9 protein-coding genes and 6 pseudogenes are annotated in these 20,921 nt (G+C 34.7%); 1 reads left to right on the top strand and 14 read right to left on the bottom strand.

Annotated elements, in window-relative coordinates:
• Positions 1–7: 7 nt before the first annotated feature.
• From N4G44_RS20200 to N4G44_RS20220, 5 genes and pseudogenes are all read right to left on the bottom strand, one after another.
• Positions 8–903 (bottom strand): annotated as a pseudogene (locus tag N4G44_RS20200) (cation diffusion facilitator family transporter).
• A 25-nt stretch (positions 904–928) separates the two neighbouring features.
• Positions 929–1,807, bottom strand: a complete 879-nt coding sequence (locus N4G44_RS20205; protein ID WP_474929441.1) for a bestrophin family protein — start codon at positions 1,805–1,807, stop codon at positions 929–931.
• A gap of 44 nt (positions 1,808–1,851) precedes the next feature.
• Positions 1,852–3,152: pseudogene (locus N4G44_RS20210) on the bottom strand (efflux RND transporter periplasmic adaptor subunit).
• A 1-nt stretch (position 3,153) separates the two neighbouring features.
• Positions 3,154–7,513: pseudogene (locus tag N4G44_RS20215) on the bottom strand (CusA/CzcA family heavy metal efflux RND transporter).
• Between the two features lie 153 nt (positions 7,514–7,666).
• On the bottom strand, positions 7,667–7,993 hold the full coding sequence (locus N4G44_RS20220) for a DUF6660 family protein (RefSeq protein ID WP_474929443.1): 327 nt from the start codon (positions 7,991–7,993) through the stop codon (positions 7,667–7,669).
• A 370-nt stretch (positions 7,994–8,363) separates the two neighbouring features.
• Between N4G44_RS20220 and N4G44_RS20225 the strand changes: the two genes are divergently transcribed.
• Complete coding sequence (locus N4G44_RS20225) at positions 8,364–8,717, top strand: hypothetical protein (RefSeq protein ID WP_474929445.1); 354 nt, start codon at positions 8,364–8,366, stop codon at positions 8,715–8,717.
• A 344-nt stretch (positions 8,718–9,061) separates the two neighbouring features.
• Here the strand turns inward: N4G44_RS20225 and N4G44_RS20230 are convergent, their stop codons facing one another.
• From N4G44_RS20230 to N4G44_RS20270, 9 genes and pseudogenes are all read right to left on the bottom strand, one after another.
• Positions 9,062–9,928 (bottom strand): hypothetical protein, encoded by an 867-nt coding sequence (locus tag N4G44_RS20230; protein WP_474929447.1) that lies wholly within the window; start codon positions 9,926–9,928, stop codon positions 9,062–9,064.
• A 1-nt stretch (position 9,929) separates the two neighbouring features.
• Positions 9,930–10,439 carry a Rieske (2Fe-2S) protein gene (locus N4G44_RS20235; protein WP_474929448.1) on the bottom strand — a complete coding sequence of 170 codons (510 nt, stop codon included), beginning with the start codon at positions 10,437–10,439 and terminating at the stop codon, positions 9,930–9,932.
• 2 nt (positions 10,440–10,441) lie between these two features.
• A pseudogene (locus N4G44_RS20240) lies at positions 10,442–10,983 on the bottom strand (di-heme oxidoredictase family protein).
• Between the two features lie 17 nt (positions 10,984–11,000).
• Positions 11,001–11,660 (bottom strand): di-heme oxidoredictase family protein, encoded by a 660-nt coding sequence (locus N4G44_RS20245; RefSeq protein WP_474929450.1) that lies wholly within the window; start codon positions 11,658–11,660, stop codon positions 11,001–11,003.
• A gap of 227 nt (positions 11,661–11,887) precedes the next feature.
• Positions 11,888–12,257, bottom strand: a pseudogene (locus tag N4G44_RS20250) (transposase); the annotation flags it as partial.
• A gap of 623 nt (positions 12,258–12,880) precedes the next feature.
• Positions 12,881–18,045: pseudogene (locus N4G44_RS20255) on the bottom strand (Eco57I restriction-modification methylase domain-containing protein).
• Positions 18,038–18,718, bottom strand: a complete 681-nt coding sequence (locus tag N4G44_RS20260; protein WP_474929452.1) for a hypothetical protein — start codon at positions 18,716–18,718, stop codon at positions 18,038–18,040. Before N4G44_RS20260 ends, N4G44_RS20255 begins: the two are co-directional and overlap by 8 nt.
• Positions 18,719–18,783: 65 nt before the next feature.
• Complete coding sequence (locus N4G44_RS20265) at positions 18,784–19,749, bottom strand: hypothetical protein (protein ID WP_474929455.1); 966 nt, start codon at positions 19,747–19,749, stop codon at positions 18,784–18,786.
• Positions 19,750–19,991: 242 nt separating this feature from the next.
• Positions 19,992–20,867 (bottom strand): hypothetical protein, encoded by an 876-nt coding sequence (locus tag N4G44_RS20270; RefSeq protein ID WP_474929459.1) that lies wholly within the window; start codon positions 20,865–20,867, stop codon positions 19,992–19,994.
• Positions 20,868–20,921 lie beyond the last annotated feature (54 nt).

Consider the following 20,921-nt stretch of genomic DNA (forward strand, 5'->3'; position numbering starts at 1 on the left):
AATGATTTTATAAATGTATCTCATTTTCTTCATATCCTTCATACTCGATTTGAAAAGTAGTATGAGTAATTTTGAAATCGATAGTTGCCTTATCAATTAAAGCTTTTAAAATAAGATTGCGACTTTGGGTTTCTTCAGTCACTACATGAGCACTCATAGCATTAATTCCAGATGTTAAAGACCAAACGTGTAAGTCATGAATTTTTTGTACTCCTGGAATTTCTTCTAAAGCACTGCGTAGTTTACTAATATCCACATCTTTTGGCGTTCCTTCAAGCAAAATATTTACTGCTTCCATCAATAATCTCCATGTTCTTGGAAAAATCATTAATCCTATAAGTGCAGATATTAAAGGGTCAGCGTAATACCATCCCGTAGTTAGCATGATAACTCCCGCTATCATCACACCAATAGATGTAAGCATGTCTGAAAGCACTTCAAAGTAAGCACCTTTCATATTAAGACTTTCATTAGAATCTTTTCTAATAATAAAAATTCCGATAATATTTACAAGCAAACCTATTCCAGCAACGATCATCATAGAACTACTTTGTACTTCGGGGGATTTTTAAATCTCTGCCATGCTTCATACAAAACATACATTGATATCCCTAATAAAACTACCGCGTTGATAACCGCCGCAAGTATTTCTGCTCTGTAATATCCAAAAGTTTTTTGTGGACTTGCTTTTCTCTCACCAATTTTTATAGCTATAAATGCGAGAAGCAAACCTACAACATCTGTAAGCATATGAGCTGCATCCGCCAGTAATGCAAGACTTTTTGTAAGAATGCCCCCAATAACTTCCGCAATAAGATAAATGCCGCTTAGAGAAAGAACAATGAGTAAGTTTCTTTTGTGCCTGCTTGATGCTGAAACTGTTTGTTTTTTTGTATCATTCATAATTTATTGTATTTGTTGGCTCAATTCACATTTCATAATAAGTGGTATTTTCTTTTTTATTAGGAATATCTTTATCCCCTATCATTTGGAGTATATTAATCTCTATTGTCTGTGCCAGAGAAGTCATTGGAGTATCTACAGGAGTATTTTCAAAAGGATCTTGCATAATAATTGCAGTTTTCTCTATGGCTATAAATATTACTGGAATAATGATCGTAGTTGCGATCTCCACGATCAATTGAGAATCTTCTAAACCAAAAGGGAGTATAAATGCAAAGACATAAATTAGTGAATGGAGTAGAACACTGTAGGACCTTGGAAAAACAGTATTTTTCAATCTTTCACATTTTCCCATGCTATCACAAAGTTTCATGATAACTTCATTAAGCTGAATTTCTTTGAAATCTGAAATCCCATTTTTTTTTGCAATTTTTTGTATTTGCATAGAATGTTTGTCAAGTAAAGCATTAGGTATATTTACAGCTACAATTTCATGTAACTGCAAATATTCCTTAATTCTATTGGAAAAAGGTTCTTTTCTTAATGCCTCAGCTAATGCATATACCCAAATAATCTGTCTTTCAGCAAAGACTTTTATTTCTGCATGATCCTCAGGAAAAAATTGTTGAATAAGTCTTAAAAAAGATCTTGAATCATTAACAATAGCACCCCAAACTGTCCTTGCTTCCCACCATCTTTCGTAAGATTGTGCTGTTCTGAATGCTAATAATAGAGATATTGCCGTACCCAACAAAGCCGGAATACTTAATGGAATAGATATCTTTTTGAAAGTCGGATGGAGGTCTAACAATCCTATGCTTATAGCAAATATAAAAATTAGAACAACTTGACTTTTGATCTGTTCTATAAAATACCATATTGAAATCCTTTTGTTTAACAACATGATTACTTACTTCTTTAAATTAAAACAACAATAAATTACGAGAATTAATGCTCATGCTCACCTGAGTTAGATAGTTTTGCATTCACAAAAAATGCTCCTTTAAATACAATTTTAGCATCGGATGAAATTTCATTTACTGGAGTAATAGCAGTATAACCCATATCTGTTGAACCTTTTATTATTTCCACTTTTTCGAAATTAATTGTTTTGGACTGTTCTTTAGCGTGGTCTCCAGCTTCCTTTTCATCTTTATGACCATGCTCCTTTTCTCCTTCATCATGACCATGACCATGGTCATCATCTATTGCACCTTCATGATCTTTCTCTTTTTTATCGGTTTTCACAAAGATGTAATATTTCCCATCTGCTTCTACAATAGCTTCATTAGGAACCGCCGCTGTTGTAGAATTATCTAAGCTTACAATTCCTGTAATATTCATTCCATCTATCAATCCCAGTTTATTTCCTGTTACCATAGCATGTACTGAAATAGTTTTGCTTTCATTTTCAAAAGAAGAACCGATACTGTATACTTTTGCATCATATTCAGTTTCAGGATTATTGGTTAGTTTAAAATGAACGATCTGCCCAATCCTCATTTTGGGCAAATCTTTTTCAAACACCTGAAGATCAAGATGTATGGAATTATTATCGATAATATCTAACACTGGAGAAGAAACATCTACATAGCTTCCAATTTGAGCATTGATATTGCTAATGGTTCCACTTATTGGGGCCGTGATGACCAGACCTGACCTTAGATTGCTGTTTCCTACTTTTGACGGACTGATGCCCATTAGCTGAAGTTGTTTCTGTAAAGATGATTTTTGAGTTCTTAAACTCTTTAGTTCTGCATCCGCGTTTTGAAGATTCTTTTTGCCCCAGCATCATTGTCAAAAAGTTCTTTTTGTCTTCTGTATTCTTGTTCTGCATAGATAATTCTACTATTTATCGTAAGATATTGTTCCTGAAGCTGAATATATTCAGGATTACTGATAGAAGCCAATACCTGCCCTTGTCTTACATAATCCCCCATTTGCACATTAATCGTTTTAATAACTCCGCCATATAATGAAGTCACAGTAGCTTTTCGATTATTTGGAACTTTTAAAACACCATTGGCTTTTACAGTAGAAGCAAGTTCTTTCATTTCTATACTTCCCAATGTTATTCCCATTGCTTTAATCTGTTCCTCAGTCAGGGTTGCAATAGTTTGAGGAATTTCCTCATGATTTTCTTCGGTTTTTTCTATTTCTATATTCTCTGAAGAGACTTCCTTTTTCTCGCAACTTATGGCAAAAACAGAAACAAATATCAGAGATAAAATACTATATTTAATTTTCATTTTATTTATTAATTATTGAATTAATGGTAATTACAGATTCGTTGACTTGCTGAATAGATTCCAAATATTTTAGTTGAATATTGGTTGCTGTCTGTAATGCAAAAAGATATTCAACATAAGAAATTTCTCCAGTTTTATATCCTAATTGTCCAGCTTTCGATATTTTTTCGGCATTAGGAATCGCTTGAGTTACATAATAATCATATTGTTCCACATTCTGCTGATATTGATTGAATGCATTTTCCAATTGTGCTTCTAATTGCTTTTCTTGGAGTTTTGCATTGGATTCTGCCATTTGTCTCTGGTATTCCCAAGACTGTATCCTTGCTTTTGTAGCTCCAAAAGTCAATGGTATTGTAATCCCTACATTTGCGTAATGAAATCTGTTTCCACCATTAAAATATTGTTCCTGTCCGTTTATCGTCTGAAAACCGATTAGCGATTGATTTGTATATCCTAAAGTAAATTCAGGTAGCCCCTGAGATTTTTCAACATTTTTATTTTTTTCTGCTATTTCCATTTGTTGATAAAATGCTCTTACTATTGGATGATTGGCAACTGATGCACTATCGAGAAAATTATCTATTCTTAAAGGATGATAATCCTTTGTGAAAGGTACTATGATGTTTGCCTGGGTATTCAGAAGAACTTTCAAATTTTTGTAAGCATTATTTAGATATACTTCATTTTGCTTTAAAAATAAATTGATCTCACCTTTTTGCGTCTCCGCAGTATTGATCTCGATTTTTTTAATATCTCCGGATCTAAATCGTACCGTAGCAATTCTGATAAAATCCTGATACAGACTATCTAGATTTTTCAGCTGCAACTGATTGTACTGTAAATATTCAATCTGATAATAATACGTTCTGACCTGTTTTGCCAGTTCATTTGCAGAGATCTCTTTATTAATCTGTTTTCCTTTAATTTCTTCAGCAATCAGCTCTTTTCTTGCTTTAAATAAAGTAGGAAAAGGGATGCTTTGAGAGATTGAAAAAGACTGATCAAACTTTCGACTGTTATATTGACCTAATTGAGCTTCCACATTCATTTTAGGTAATTCTTTAGCTGTTGGTTTGAGCGCTTCTGTCACCTTAATATCAAAATCTTTGGATTTTATCAGATTACTATTATTCAAAGCCATTTCAGTTGCTTGCTCAATGGATAAAGTTTGAGTATCCTGTGCTTTAAAAATTTGCCCGAAAAGCAAAAAGCCTAAAACAACAACGGTGGTACTAGGTTTCATCATAATTTTCTTCATTTTAATTTTAGTATTAAAAATGATATACAGCATCGGTAGCACAAATAAGGTAAGAAAAGTTGCCGTTACCAAACCGCCAATTACAACAGTTGCTAAGGGTTTCTGAACTTCCGCTCCAGCGCCTGTTGAAATCGCCATAGGCAAAAATCCTAAAGAAGCTACTGTTGCAGTCATTAAAACCGGTCTTAATCTTGTTTTTGTTCCTTTAAATACTCTTTTGAAAATATCGGTTTCCCCTCTTTTTCTAGTTGATTAAAGGTACCTATCAATACTATTCCATTGAGAACAGCAACACCAAACAGGGCGATAAATCCGATTCCAGCACTTATACTGAAAGGCATATCTCTCACAATTAATGCAAAAACACCTCCAATAGCACTCATTGGAATTGCTGTAAATATCAAAGCTGCTTGCTTAAATGAATTGAATGTAAAATAAAGCAGCATGAAAATGAGAAATAAAGATACAGGAACTGCAATCATCAGACGTTTGCTTGCAGCTTTCAGATTTTCGAACTGTCCTCCATAGGTAAAATAATATCCAGATGGTAATTTTACCTGTTTATCCAACCTTTGCTGAATTTCTTCTACCACACTTTCCACATCGCGTCCCTTAACATTAAAACCTATAACGATTCTTCTTTTACCCTCTTCACGGCTGATCTGGGCAGGTCCTAGTTTATAACTTATATTAGCAACTTGAGAAAGAGGTATCTGTGCTCCCGAATTGGTGGAAATCATAAGACTATTTACATCATCAATATTAGTTCTGTGAAGACTGTCCAAACGTACTACAAGATCAAATCTCCTCTCGTTCTCAAAAATCTGTCCTGCAGATTGCCCTGCAAATGCAGTACTAAGCGCATTATTAACATCTTCAATATTTAAACCATAATTAGCCATCCTCGTTCTATCATATTCTACATTAATTTGGGGAAGACCACTTACCCTTTCTATTTGTGGCTGCGTAGCACCTTTTACAGACTGAATAACATTCGCAGTTTTATCTGCATATAATGCCAGCGAATCTAAATTTTCACCAAAAATTTTCACAGCTACATCTTGTCTGATTCCTGTCATTAATTCATTAAACCGCATTTGGATAGGCTGATTCTTCTCAAAAAATACCCCTGGAATAGCTTCTAACTTTTCTGAAATTTCATCAGCTAACTCATCATAAGATTTTTTTCTTTCCACTCACTTTGAGGTTTTAAAACAATCATCATGTCAGTTGCTTCAGGCGGCATCGGGTCAGTAGGAACCTCCGCTGCTCCAGTCTTACCAACGACCATTTTTACTTCATCAAACTGTTTGATAATTCTTGAAGCCTGCATAGAGGTTTCAATGCTTTGACTTAAGGAGCTTCCTTGTGGTAAAATACAGTGAAAAGCAAAATCTCCTTCCTGTAATTGAGGAATAAACTCCCTCCCATTCTACTGAATATGAATGTAGATACTGCAAACAAAGCTATTGTACCTCCAACTAACCAGTATTTGATTTTAAGTGCTTTATTAAGTAACGGTTGGTAAATTTTCTGGAGAAAATTCATCATTTTATCCGAAAAAGTCTCTTTATGGGATATTTTTTTGATAAAAATAAAGCACACATCATTGGAATATATGTTAGCGATAGTATCAACGCTCCTAAAATAGCGAAACCTACCGTTTTTGCCATTGGAGTAAACATTTTCCCTTCTACTCCTACTAATGTCAGTATAGGAATATAAACGATTAAAATGATAATTTCTCCAAAAGCAGCACTACTTCTGATCTTAGAGGCAGAAAGGAAAACTTCTTCATCCATTTCGGATTGGGTCAACATTCTCGTCGTTTTCCTTATCCCAAGATGATGTAAAGTTGCTTCGACAATGATCACCGCTCCGTCTACAATCAGCCCGAAATCGATTGCTCCTAAGCTCATCAAGTTAGCACTTACTCCAAAAACGTTCATCATTCCTAATGCAAAAAGTAATGATAACGGTATAGCTGAGGCAACTATCAATCCTGCACGGAGGTTTCCCAAGAAAATAACTAAAACAAAAATTACAATCAAAGCTCCTTCGATAAGATTTTTCTCTACAGTATTGATTGCTCTTCCAACTAAATCTGTTCTATCAAGAAAAGATTCAATAACCACATCGGCAGGAAGAGATTTTTGGATGGTTGGGATTTTTCTTTAATACTGTTTACTACTTCATTACTGTTGGCTCCTTTGAGCATCATTACAACCCCACCTACAGCATCTACTTGACCATTATACGTCATTGCTCCATAACGTACGGCATGTCCTAAACGTACATCTGCTACATCTTTTATAAAAATAGGAACACTTCCAGTTTCATTTTTTACAGAAATATTTTTTACATCTTCTAATGAAGTTACAATACCGATTCCCCTTATGAAATAAGCATTAGGTTTTTTATCAATATAGGCACCACCTGTATTCTGATTATTTTTTTCTAAGGCAATAAAGATATCGGTAATACTTACTCCCATTGCTCTAAGCCGATCTGGATTAATAGCTACTTCATATTGTTTCAATTCACCTCCGAAACTATTTACTTCTGCTACTCCAGGTGTTCCGTTCAATTGTCTTCGTACTATCCAGTCCTGCATTGTACGAAGCTCTTTGGCATTGTATTTTTTCTCGCTACCTTTTTTAGGATGGAGAATATACTGATACACTTCTCCTAGCCCTGTACTTACAGGAGCTAATTCAGGAGTTCCAGCTTCTTTTGGAATCTCTTGTGCAGCCTCTTTAAGTCTTTCGTTTACAAGCTGCCTAGCAAAATAAACATCAACATTTTCTTTAAAAACAATAGTAATTACCGAAAGTCCAAACCTTGAAATACTTCTGGTTTCTTCTATATCTGGAACATTGGCGATGCTTTGTTCAATTGGAAATGTAACTAATTGCTCAACTTCTTGTCCTGCTAATGTGGGACAAACGGTAATGATCTGAACCTGATTATTGGTAATATCGGGAACAGCGTCAATAGGTAACCTGGTAGCACTCCAGGTTCCCCAAATGATTAGCAACAAGGTCATAATACCTATGACAATCTTGTTCTTGATGCTAAATCTTATGATTTTATCTAACATAGAATATAATTTTATTAAAAATCACATGTGTTTAATTCTTGTAAAACCATCAATAAACAACGTGACAAAAAAGACAGAAAAACTATGCAATAGTATTGCAAGGTTTCTGTAAAAGTTTTGATGAAAGACAATCCCTCCATCTCTCAATAAAAATTAAATCTTAGGTGGTTGCCATATTTGATCATATATCAAATACGCAAAATCATTCTTTTGGAAAAGAATTTTCTTTGAAAAGTATGTTTTAATCTGTTTCGGATAATCTAAGACAGGATCAATTTTAATGGATACTATTGTAATTCTACAGCAGTTACAAAAACAAAATGGTGAACAAGAATCTCCTTGAGAATGAGATTCCCACCTGTTACTGCTTAAAGAAACGGAAATGCTAGTTTCCTTCAATTTCTCACTAACAGCATCACTACATGGCATTATGGATAATGCCGTTAAGTAAATTGTTAAAAGTAATTTAAGAAAACTCATTTTGCAAATATAAAAAATATTATATTAACCTGAGTTCGGGATAAGAAAATAACAATAAATAGAATTTAATTAATTGATATTCATGGTTTTATTATTAAGCTTTGGAGATTTAGCTTTCAGATTTTAAAAAAATGACTTCATTATTTCTGGTTTATATTCATTTTTCTATCCTTACAATCAAAAAGTTAATCAAGAAATGAAAAGGTTAGATATAAACTAATGGTTTTCTGTTGCTTATATAGAATGCTTATCCCGAACTCAGGTTATATTACTACTTATTATTCTAGTAATTATATTGACTATGTAATAAAAGCACTAATTCCATTTTCAAAAAATTAGCTATTTTTGTATAACTAATAAAAAAATTAAAATGAATTTAAAAAATTTATTTTTTATCATTTTCATGTTTTCTTTGGTCTTTACAATGGCACAGGAAAAAGAATCAGGAAAAGTTGTAATTAAAACTTATATTTCTTGTGATCATTTTAAAACTTGCGAAACAGGTGGATTAAAATTTAAAACTAATATGTTTAAAATTAAAGGGGTAAAAATGTATAATTTGGATGAAGAAACAATGACCATCACCGTTTATTATAATCCTAAAAAAACAAATCTGCAGACTATAAAGCTGGCCATTGCAAAATTTGGATATGATGCTGATGATGTTAAAGCTGATACTGAGTCATATAAAAATCTTGATGGATGCTGTAAAGCTGCTTCATAAATATTTCTAAAATAAGTAAAGAAACCTGCTTTAAGGGAGGTTTCTTTATTTTGTTTTATTTTTTAGAAATAAGTGGAAATTCCAAAGCTTAATCCCACAGTAGTTTCCGGCAGATTTGCAAAGAGATCTCTTTTTTCTGAAACCTATAATTGATCCTAAAAACAGTCTGCGAGCTTGGCCTAAAACTAACTCCCGGCATAATGCTCCAAACATCGTCTCCTATTTTGCTATTGTCTTCAAAAAAGCGTCCAACATTCCAATCAACATAATCAAAACGGAAAGCAAGATTCACAGTAGCTTTTTCCCAACCTAATATTTTTTTCTAATGATAGGTTGGACAATATCTACAAACCCCCATACTGCTTGTTTCCATATTGCTGTGTATAGGTTTCAGGAACATCGACATTCACCCATGCCCACTCGGCTGTAATGAAAGTGTTCAGTTTCAATATTGTATTGTTATAATCCAAGGCAAAAACTTTTACTCTTCTTTTCTTATCTAACTCCAAACCATCATCCTGAAACTTATTGTAAATGCCTTCCATGTAGGAAATCCCAAATTCTCCTGCTTTTTTATGTCTTACGGCAATTTTTCCCGTAAAAAGAGGAACCCCACTGTTAATTTCTTCAAAACGCTCAGAATTATTTTTGGCAGCAGGTAAGTATGTTTTGTTTTGATTATTGTCAATAATTGAATTATCAAAATTCCCTGTTAAGTAGGCTTCATACCCAAACATCCAATCAGATTTATACAATTTTCCATAAAATCCAAAGCCTGCGTTACTGAAAGTTGCCGGAAGCATTTGTGTTGCCGAAATAGGACGGTCGGTAAATTCCCACTTGGGACCGTCATGATTTTGATTAAAAGAACCAATAGGATTCATGACAATTCCTCCTCTTAAATTTAATAATGGATGAAATTCTACGTCTATTGCAGCAAATTCAATATTGATTTCCTTACCTCCTTCTTCCAATTCTATTTCACTTAAAAATTTAATTTTTGAGGAAATGGCAGAGGATACAAAAAGTGTCATTCTTCGTAATTGGAACTGATGTCCTTCAGAAACCCCGTCCGTTGCCACATGTTGCCAATTGGCTTCTGCATAGCCCCCAATAGAAACAGGTACTTTTCCCAGCCCTAAAAATGGACGCTTGTATACTGCATCCATATTCAATGATTGCGTACTGTCTACCGGGATTCTTTTTAACAAATCAGAATCTATTTGAGCATTGAACCCTTGGAAAGCCAAAATAATAGTCAAGAATAAAGTTTTTTTCATGCTTGTTTTTTAAGGAGATTTTTAAAAATTCTGATTCTATCTGTACGGGAAATTTTCTTAATGCTTTTTCAGCTGGTCCATTTTGTACCAAGCCTTTATTAGAAAATTCGCTTCCGTGTGCAGGACATTGCAATTGATCTCCAAATACCTGCAATTGACTTCCCTGATGAGTACACTGCATCCACAAAGCTTCATACTCCGTATCAGAAATTCTGAAAACACAGATGGGATATTTTAGAATTTCATTTTGAATGATGATATAAGGTCTTTTTTTATCTGGGAATTTGCTATCTAAAAAATCTGATACAGGCAATAAGATATAATCATCTTTTATTGTTCCTGTAGTCATTTTGTTGCTTATACACCCTGATAAAATAGGCGGAATTGCCGTTGCTCCAATACAAGCCAGTCCACATTTTTTGATAAATTCAAGTCTGTTCATGATTATAATGATTTTAAAAATGTGATAATAGCCGCTTTGTCACCGAATGAAAGCTGCATAAATTTGTTTTTGCTGTTTGCTGCTTCTCCTCCATGCAGCTCAATAGCTTCTTCTATACTTTTTGCTCTGCCATCATGCATTAAAAAAACTGACCTCCTTGAGATTTTGGTGATAAACCCAGCCCCCAAAGTGGTGGCGTTCTCCACTCATTGGTTTTTGCAGAGCCTTCGGTATAACCATCATCTAAGGTCGTTCCCATGTCATGAAGCAGTAAATCTGTATACGGATAAAACTTTTTATTGGATAATGCTGAAATAGAAGATTGTGAGGTTTTTAATTCCGGAATATGGCATTTGGTACAGCTAATCTGATTGAATACAGCATACCCTTGTTTTATTGTCGGATTTTCTGCATCTCTCTGGATTGGAGTTTTTAATGTCCTAAGATAAAAAACTACATCAGCTATTGTTTTATCAGAAACTTCAGGGTCAATATTTAATCCGGAATAAACATCCTGCGGATTGTATGAGGAAGTAATCCCCATATCCTGGTTATAAGCATTTACAGTTTGATGCAGTAAGCTGTAAGCTGCTCCTTTTTACCAAAACGTGCAATATATTTTCCGTTTTTTGGAATGGCAAAAGGAAATGGTGATTGATAGGATGGTAATTCTATATAATTTGGAACTCCCGAAATACCATCATTATCTGAGTCAAAGGGATCTGCCATTGCTAAAATATCTGTATCAGATACTAATTCGATGAAGCCAAGCCCAGTATTTGCAGGTGGGGTAAATTTAGAAAAGGTTGCTCCGGTAGGAATTGTTTCAGGAGTATAGCCCGGTATTGCCCTATTTTGCAATTGAGGACCACCTAAATGCAGAAATAAATTTCCATTTTCATCAATTTGACCAAAACGTGTAAGGGTAGTAAAAGGAGTACCTTTTCCGTCACCAGCATGACAGCTGCCACAGCTTGTTGCTACAAATGTAGGACCAAGTCCCTTCTCGGTAGTAAAAATTTCATCATTAAAAGCTACATCCCCTCTCAAAAACTGCTGATTTTCAGCATAAGATAAGCCTTCAATAGGACCATCCAATAATTCACTTTCATCTATTGCTTCCGGCTGAAGTTGATTGCAGCCCTGAACAACCAGAAAGAGAAAATAGCATAACATAATAATTGATAAATATCTCTTAGCCATTTTTAATATTTTCTGCAAATATAAAAAAATGTTACATTAATCTAACATTTTACTTTTCTTAATCTAATATTATTTTGAAATTAAGAAAACTCATAAAATATCTAAATCGGGGGCTTATTTATATATTCACTACAGAAATTTGTAAGTATTATAGTAACGGCAAAAAATTTTAGTAATAATTTTATTTTTAGGGATTATGTGTAAAAATATCATAACCGAGATAGATAATATAATCTGAATTCGGTTTAAGCAAAATTTAAAAATAATTGCCCGTCATTCACTTTTTGTAAATTGAGTGACGGTTTTTTGGGAAAGAAAAAATATGCAGTAAGACTTCCTAAAATATTCATCAAAGAGTTGTTCACACTTCGATGTCTTGTGTGTTCCACTTGACATTTTTTTTAATTCATCGTTGATGGTCTCAATAGTCTCGCTTTCGCAAAGCAGAATTTTATCTTCCGTTCTCATATTCTTTCGGAGTTTGGTGAAAAGTTGAATTCCATCCACGAAAAGCATCTCCCAAAGTGCTGTACAAGTATCCTTTGTCTGCAAACAGTTTTCCAAAAAGCTGCTCGGCCATTTTTTGATATGTTTCGGATTTCTGTCATCCACATTGTATATTCTCAAATTTTATAATTTTCTTAGAATAGTTTTCAATTACCTAACTATTCTTAAACAGAGATCTTGTGAATACAACTCGGTAATCAGCCAATGCAAACCTGGGAATTCCAGTTCAAATGCTTTCCGAAATTCCTGATGTGTAATGGACAAGCCATCCTTTTCAAGTATATCGGAACCATAGTCTGGACGGATAAAGCCAAGAAAACATCACATTGCTCAACGCTTCCAACACAAATATTCTGACTGTTCAAAATACTATTCCAAAGGAAGGCCCCCTTTATAAGACATCATTACATCACATCCATAATCATCTAATAGTTAATAAATACGATCTAAATCGGCTTGAAAATTATATACTGTTGAAACGACAAATATTTTAAGATTATTGCGTTTATTTAAGGTCATGGTTTATTTTAGATAAAATATCTTTTTCATCAAATTACCTTATTGAGTAGAATATCAAATATATAGCTTTTTTCTCTATTATTTAAAGTCAATTACTTCAAATCAATAGTCATAAAATTGCTTGTCTAAAATTAATTAATATTTCGGTCAACTATACTAATATTCTGAAATTCAATTATTTTTTTTAAACAGCTCACTAACTCTAATTCCATTTATCTTTTTCTGGTTATAGCCGATACATTATCCAAATTCATATCTTCTCTTGGTAATGATATTACATCTAATGAGATTTTATTATCCATAGTATTTATAGGACTCACGTTCAATAAAGTATTATATAGATTTTTATTCTCTTCTGCCCTGCCTTTTACATGATCTATATGCTTATTAATTTTAAGCTGCTCTTCCTTTTCTGTTTGGTATTGTTGTATTAACTTCCCTTTTATTTCAGGAAGCTCTTCCAGTTTTTTATCCAATTCAGCTATTTTATCCTCTGTAGCCTTGGTTTGCTTCTCAATTTCTGCAACATTCACTCCTTTTTCAGCTAAATGCCGGATTGCTTTTTGAACTTCTTCTTTTGCCAGCTCTATCGTTTTTTGATAAGATGGAAGCTGATTTTTCCAATATTCCCCATTCTCCCCCTCTTCTTTAGAATAACCTAAAATCCTATTATAACTATACTCTGCTTTGGTCACTCCCTCCTGAACTTTGATAAAATCCTCGTATTTCCTTAATACAAAGGCACTATCCGCAAGGTGTTTATTTTTCTCACTTTCAATCCGTTTTTTCATCAGTTCAATCTCAATATTAGCCCTTGTTTCCGGATTGGTAATGATTGATGTCTTGAGTTCCTGGGTACTGATATCCGAAACATCCAAAACATCTGCTCCTTTTTTCATCGCTTCTAAATATCTTGCCTGCTTAGCCTGCAATTTTTGAAGCATAAAAACATCAATACTGTCATTGGTTAGCATAAAATTGACTCGCACATTTTCATTTTTATTCCCCTGTCTCCATATTCTTCCTTCCACCTGTCGTAAAGAAGTAAAATTATACGGTAAAGAAAGCAGATAAAGATCGGTTGTATTTTCCTGAAGGTTCATTCCTTCCTGAATGGCTTCGCTGCCTATAATAATTTTAATTTTCCCGGAATTAAAATCATCCTGGATTTTTAACCTGTTAGGTTTACTTGTTGCTCCGGTAATGATTCCAATCTCTTCAGGTTTATAACCAATTTTCTGTACAAGATATTCTTTCAATTTAGGAAATTCTGCAACAGCTAATTCAGAATAAATAATCTGTCCTGAATCCGGAATGTCTGTTTTATTCTGCCGGATCAGCTCCATCGTCTGCCTTAGCTTCGGAGAATTTTCTATAAATTCCCGTATTGAAGGCTCTTCTCCATCATAATAAGGTGACAAATACGGAGAAATGGCAATCAATCTTGCATTAAGGATATGGGTAAGAATCGCTCCTTTCTCCGTTTCACTAAAGCTTTCATTAAGCAAATCATATTGCTCTTTCGTCAGGTCATTCTGTTCAATCTTGTATTCTTTATTGATTTTGTTGGGACGCTTCAATTCTGGGTTGTCTTCTTCTCCTTTGATGTCAATGAATTCTGAAAGCAGCTGCTGAAACAGAGAATTATTCTTAAACCTCCGGACATTAGCTTTGAATCTCACATCACCTTTGGCATCAATTTCCATATCATTATCAGCTTCCATAAAGGTTTCAAAAAATGTATTGACATTGAAGTAACCGGACTCTTCCAAGCGTTTATTAGCAATCAGGGATAAAATGGAATAATACTCCAAAGGCTTGTTTGTAAAAGGGGTAGCAGAAAGCAGTGTAACATTCCTGCCATCATTCTTATCCTGAATGTATTGTGCTGCCATCCATGTATTGATTCCCAGTTTTGATGTCTGCTGGTTCTGGCTCCTGAAATCCGATGCAAATCTCCGGTCTTCTACCCTAACTTTTCCGACAATATGATTGGCATTATGGACTTCATCATACGTCAGATGGTCAAAGCCAAAATCTTCCCAATCATAGATTTTACCACGCTTCATTTTTCCCTCCAGTTCTTTTTCTTTTTCCAGTTCTTTCTGAAAATCCCTTTCGCTAATGGAATTAACACTTTTTAATTCACTTTCTGAAATGTAAGAAAATCGGGAAGCCAGCTCCTGAGTAATATTTTCAGAAAAACCAATGTTATTAAAGCCTTCATAGGTAACAATGGTAATCTCTCCGTCCTTATTATCAAACTTTGATAGATCATAATCTTTACCCAGGTTTCCCAGTACATTCATTTTGGCATGAGGAATGGTTTCAAAAATAGTTTCTACCCATTGTTTGAGAATACTCTCATTAGGAACAACAATTAAAGGTCTTTTTGCATTTCCTCGTTCCATTGCTTCGTGCATAGATAAAATTCCGGATAAAGTTTTCCCAAAACCGACTTCGTGAGCTAATAAGCCAACCCCTTTTGTAGTTTGTCTTCCGATTCCCGCTCTTTGAACCTCGGTTAGTTTCAGCCCTCTGCCTTTGAAATTGAGATGAATTTTAGAAAATAGTGGAAATTTGGCATAATCAGGAACGTGGATGTTGTTGTAATTCCGGTTGAAATCTTTGACAAAACGCTCTCTTAGTTCATCCGATAATTCTTCTCTCAGAAATTTATAAAACAAATCGTTAGCAGCGGCTTTTCTCCTCTCACGGACGAGAGCGTTTCTTTCCTTATCACTCCCCGTAACCGTTTCATTATCCACAAAACCTCTAACTTCCCACGACGATGATCCCGCAAAGGCATTACTGGGTAAACTGCTTACAAAATCCTTAAATTTTTCTGCAAGTGTATAATTTTCCGTAACAGGCTCTGTACTTTTTGTAATTGAATTATATCGTAACCTTTCAATAGTCCCTAAACTAAATTGATGAATGAATTCATGGTTGGGGCTGATATAAATTTCATAAAGGGATTTAGATTTGGGTAAAACGCTTTCCAGTAGAGCCTTTTGCTTTTCATATTGATGTTCGGTTCCGCCAACAGCATATTTATCTGAAAAGTCTCTTTCTAATTGTTCCAACTTTGCATAAATATTCCCTTCGGCATAGTAAAAGTCATGTACCCATTTTCCACCTAAGTAGTTAGCAAATTGATAATGCTTTCCTCGATTATGTAAAGTTCCGTCATATGAGGTATCTCTAAAGGCTTCAATCTGTGCCTTAGAAAGATCAGAACTGTTTTGAAGTGAAGAATTTACAATTTCATCGGATTTAAGGAATTGATACTTTAGAACTCCTTTTTTAAACTCCGGTTTGGTCTGAATTCTATACTCTGTATTTTTTTCATTTTGAGACTGAATAATTTTCTCCGCTTTTTGGAGAATTTCATCAATTTGGCTTTGATCGAATTTCTTTGGCTCGCTGGCAATTTGGGATTGAAGTTTGTTGTATTTCTCAATCTCCTTTACAACTGAAGGAGATTTGAATTTTATGGCGTCGAGCGATGAAAGTACCTGTTCAACCTTTTCCTGAACTTCAGTAAGATTTATCTCACCAGGCTCAGAATCTGTAATTTTTTCCGGTTTAACCTCCGAAACCTTATTTTGTAAGGTGATTTTAGGCCCCTCTTCAGCTTCCAGGAATAAATCTTCAAAAAGATTCCCGATTCTTTCGGTTTCTTTTTTGCCTCTCAGCTGCTCAATTTTTAATAAAGCCTCCTCTAAATTTCCGTGGACATAGTTTTCCTGACGCCCAAAACGGTTGGTTTTTTCCCGGGTTTCACCCAGAATTTTTTCAGGATTGTTTTCAAAATAGTCGGAGATATCCGTTGAAATTTTCAGAGGGTCTTTCTTAAGAAGAATAATATCCGTACCAATGGCGGTTCCGGCAAAAGCACCGCTAGGCAAACGGAATCCCTCTACGAGCTCGGCATTTTTTAATTGGTTTTGCCTGTTTAACCAACCTGACGGAAGCACCATTGCCAGAATCCCACCGGGCTTTAAGGAATCTAAAGAGCGTTTAACAAAATAATTTTCATATTTTGAGATTTTCGGCTCTTCACCCAAACCTTTGTATAACCCTCGATGTTCTCCGTAAGGCGGGTTACCAATAACCAGATCGTATTTTTCGGAAAATTCTTTTTGCCACCTTTCTCATCAATAAATTCAGTTTCAAAGGAACGCAAATGGATATCAGCTTTAGGATGAAGGATTTTGGCAATTTTTGCTGTGGTCTCGTTGATTTCAAAAGCCGTAATACTGGTTTTTATACCTAAGTCCTTTGCAGCATAGAGGAAGTTTCCTGTTCCTACACTCGGTTCCAATACTGAAATTTCCTGATGGTTTTTAAACCGGTCTTTGATTAAATTTCGCACGGCATCTACAATCCTTGAATCGGTGTAGTATTCATCTAAAATCCCCCTGCCTTCTTTAGATGTTCCACCGCTTTTGAACTGGCTACAAATACCTTTCAACTCATTTGTAAGGTTAAGATTTTCATTTAGAGAAATTTTGTGATTCCCCGAAACAAAGCAAGCTGCGAAAACCACTTCCGCAACTTGCTCATTAGTCAGCTTCTGACCTTTATACTTTGAAATGAGAATATCTAAATCCTCATTATTTTTATGGAATAAATCTAATCCTGATCTATTGGATAAAGCTCTCCCGGATACGATTCCGCCCACGGGGTGTTTTCTTCCTTCATTTTCTTCATCATTTTGCGGTTGTGCTCTGTCAGGGGATCTTCTTTCTCCTCCACTTCCCAAATCGCTCCGCTTGTTGCCTTTAAGTCCATTTCCAGCATGGTTGCTGCCCACAGCTTGTCCTCCCGGGTGATTTCCGTTTTGCCCGGATTGGCTTCTTTGGAGAGATTCTCCAGAATTTCGTTCAGAAAGTTGGGTTCCCACGTGCTGAGCGTCGGAAATTCCGTTTCGTTTAATACTAAGGTTTGCATCTTCTGAATTTTTTGGTTCGACTAAAGTAGTATTTTTATTTTGAAGACCTAGTTTGTTTTCTAAATATTCACTTAGGTTTTGATTACCGTTTTCTGAGATTCCATATAAAGGACGGATATCCTTTATATTTTTCTCATTCAGTTCGGTAAGGATTTTCAGTGTTATCATATTTCCTGTTCTGTCACCATTCAGGCAAAGGAATATTTTCCCCTCATAGTTCTGATACCTGTTAATCAACTTTTTGGTATTTGCACCGGAATGAATGGCAACAAGGGTTCTGTTATTATTCTGATTATTTAATTTCAGCAGTTCCAGGAATGAATCCCTGTCCTTACTGCTGTTAAAAACAATCAGTTCATTTTTATTCCCTTCTATTACGGAAATATCATCGATGTTATATGCTAGCTGATTTTCATTCACTTTCCCGTTTTTTTACAAAATGATTAAATTCAAATAGTTCTTTCGCAGTATCATCCCAGTTTTTTCTGGGCAGTAATTGAAGCGTTACAAAAACGTCCTCTTTTTCATTGTAAGAATCAATACGTTCCAACCGTCCGCGATAATCCTTTTCGGCATGTCTGTACAGTGAATAAGGTAAAATAGTGTCTGTCGGATAGATATAAAATCTTGTGTACATCCAGGGAGAATTAATCTCAAAACGTTTGTATTTCTTATGGAATAAAACCGTGTCTGGCAGGTTTCTTCTGTTCCTATAGTTGGGAATCCATTCTTTCGAGAATATGGCTCCCTCTTTCTTTTTCCAGACCAGAAAAGGCTGCCCCTTTCTGGAAAGATCAGAAAAGATGAGATTACGTTCCATCAGGTTAATAGGATAACAGAGTGAATCTCTGATATAATACACCTGTCTGTTAATTTCGGGAAATGAAAGGTCCGGAACATATTCTATTAGCTGATCGTGAGAATAATTTATTTTCGAGACATGAAAACTCTGCATGTTGTCCAGTCCCTTGGATGCATCAAAATAGACATTGGAAATCAAATCAATTCCACCTTTCTCGGATTTGATTTCTTTGTAACAGGAACTGATAGTGAAAAGAAAAAGCACGTACGGCAGTATTAAATGTATTTTCATAAGATAGGTTTTTAAAAAGCGGCAAATCATCATCGGACTTACCGCTTTCAGGTAATGGGAAATTTTTATCGTTTGATGCTTTGCTCTCTTACATTAGCTTTATCATGTTCTCTCTCATCTTCCAAACCCTGCAAAGGCTTGTTGGTATTGATCCGGTTCATCTCCTGATCATACAGATTGAGATTCTTGTACTGGGGATTGAGAACTGCTTTTCCTTCTATAACCCCGTCGTCCAATTCAAACTTCACCTTCACTATATTTCCTTTTTCCAAAGATTTTATGGTATTTTCCTTGTATTCCGGCTTATCAAATATCAAATTGGACTTTTCTACAATTTCAGGAGTATCAATACCATAATTTTTATAAAAATTCTGGAAATTATAATTTCCTTTCTCGGTTTTGGGCTCATTAAAATCCAACTTGACAAATGCAGGCTCTACCTGGTCTGTTTTCGGATTGTGAAATTCTATTTTAACAGAACGGCCTTCCAGAAGGTTAACAGCCTCTTTAGCGGTAAAAGAGCTTTCTTTGCTCACATAAAAATTGTGGGAAAAACTTTCGTTTTTTTCATTTTTCAGTGTCGCCTGATAAGAATTAAAGAAAACACCTCCATTTTCGCTTTTATTGAATTTCAAACTAAAGTCTACGGTATTTCCGGGCAGTGCCTTGTCTGAAGCTGTGTTGATTTCAAACTGCTGTTTGGGAGACTCAATACCTTTTTCCAAATCTTTGTGAAGTGTTGAATCTTCGCCAAAGCCAAGGTATTTTAACTGGTCTTTTAGGTATTGAACCTGATCGAATTCTTTTGTTGTTTCCATAATGTTGGGATTTTGTTTGTTAGTAATTGATTTATGATGAATCAGGGCCAGAAGTCTTTTTATTTCGTTATCAATAAAAGACATAGCAATGATACCATCGTTCACTTGTTCTATTTTATACTGTTCTTTCTTTAGCTTTAATAGATTTTCTAATTCGCCATCTGACAGATTCATTAATTCACTGTTGCTATACCCTTCGATGGTAGTTTCCATATGGGGATTATTTTTTTCCATTTGAGGGGACGATGTTATTTCATACATTTTCCTATCACTATTAGCATAAATTACTGACTGATCTGTATTAATGGGCTTAATTATTGATTTAGCTTCCGCCGAAAATTGAGTTGAAAGATCATGTACTAAGACTTTGAATGCATCCGGCGCTCTTTCGACATTGGATTCATGGATCATATGAATATCAAAATTGTACTGATCAAAAACTGAATAAGCATTTTCTAAAAAAGATTATATTTTTCTATCTTTAACTTATAGGATTCCTTTGCTTTCTCATAAGAAGATTCTCCCCTGTCATAAGAATCATCCCTGAAGTCGTAAAAATCAGGCTCAAGTGGCGGTTCTGAAAAAATGTATGTCAGAACTTCTTTCTTTAACGGTTCATCTGCATTTTGAAGAAATAATGCCAGTTCCAACGTCTTAATAGATTTCGGATGGGTAAAATCAAACATACTTTCCTGCTCTTTTTCATAATATTGAGTAAGCATATCCTTGAGTTCATCAAGCTTCAATGCTTTGTTCTCTGCAATACCTAAATTCTCTTGTATAACATTTCGAGCTCCGGGATCAAAACTTAGATTATCTTTAATAGATTCATTCCTGATATCTTTTGTTTTTACTTCACCCCTTACTGATTCTCTACTTTCAGGATAAGAAACATTCATTTTGTTTTTAGAATTTTTATACCCAAGAATCTCTAAAAACTTGATTTCTCTTGCCGTAAAGACTCTCTCACCATCTTGAAAGAAATGTTCAGGTGATGTATTTTCTTTTTCTTTTACAAAATCTTTATAAGCCCGGGTTATAGGAGTAATATTCTTATCATACCAGCTTAGATCATTTGTTGTTCCCATAATGCCTGGATTTTGATTGTTAGTAATATGGTCTTGTAATTGTTGCCCTAAATTGATGGGTCGTAAATCAAATGGTTCTGCATCCAGTCCGTAATCAAACGTATAGCCGATAGCTTCGCATTCTTTCTGAAAGACCTCACAGTCATTGTAATCAAGTCCCCAGTATGCTGATTTTTGCTGCCATTTGTCACAGACCGCCTTGAGTTCTTCCGGAAGGAGGTGATACTCTTCAAATAAATCCATTTTAAATCTTACTTTGAAATTTTATATATTCTGAAACAGTTTATCAGAGGCATC

This window comes from Chryseobacterium sp. GTID13, assembly GCF_056172655.1.

Coding starts and splice junctions, on each gene's coding strand:
- N4G44_RS20205 (WP_474929441.1), bottom strand. CDS start 1,807: ATGTTGTTAAACAAAAGGATTTCAATATGGTATTTTATAGAACAGATC.
- N4G44_RS20220 (WP_474929443.1), bottom strand. CDS start 7,993: ATGAGTTTTCTTAAATTACTTTTAACAATTTACTTAACGGCATTATCC.
- N4G44_RS20225 (WP_474929445.1), top strand. CDS start 8,364: ATGAATTTAAAAAATTTATTTTTTATCATTTTCATGTTTTCTTTGGTC.
- N4G44_RS20235 (WP_474929448.1), bottom strand. CDS start 10,439: ATGAACAGACTTGAATTTATCAAAAAATGTGGACTGGCTTGTATTGGA.
- N4G44_RS20260 (WP_474929452.1), bottom strand. CDS start 18,718: ATGAAAATACATTTAATACTGCCGTACGTGCTTTTTCTTTTCACTATC.
- N4G44_RS20265 (WP_474929455.1), bottom strand. CDS start 19,749: ATGGAAACTACCATCGAAGGGTATAGCAACAGTGAATTAATGAATCTG.
- N4G44_RS20270 (WP_474929459.1), bottom strand. CDS start 20,867: ATGGATTTATTTGAAGAGTATCACCTCCTTCCGGAAGAACTCAAGGCG.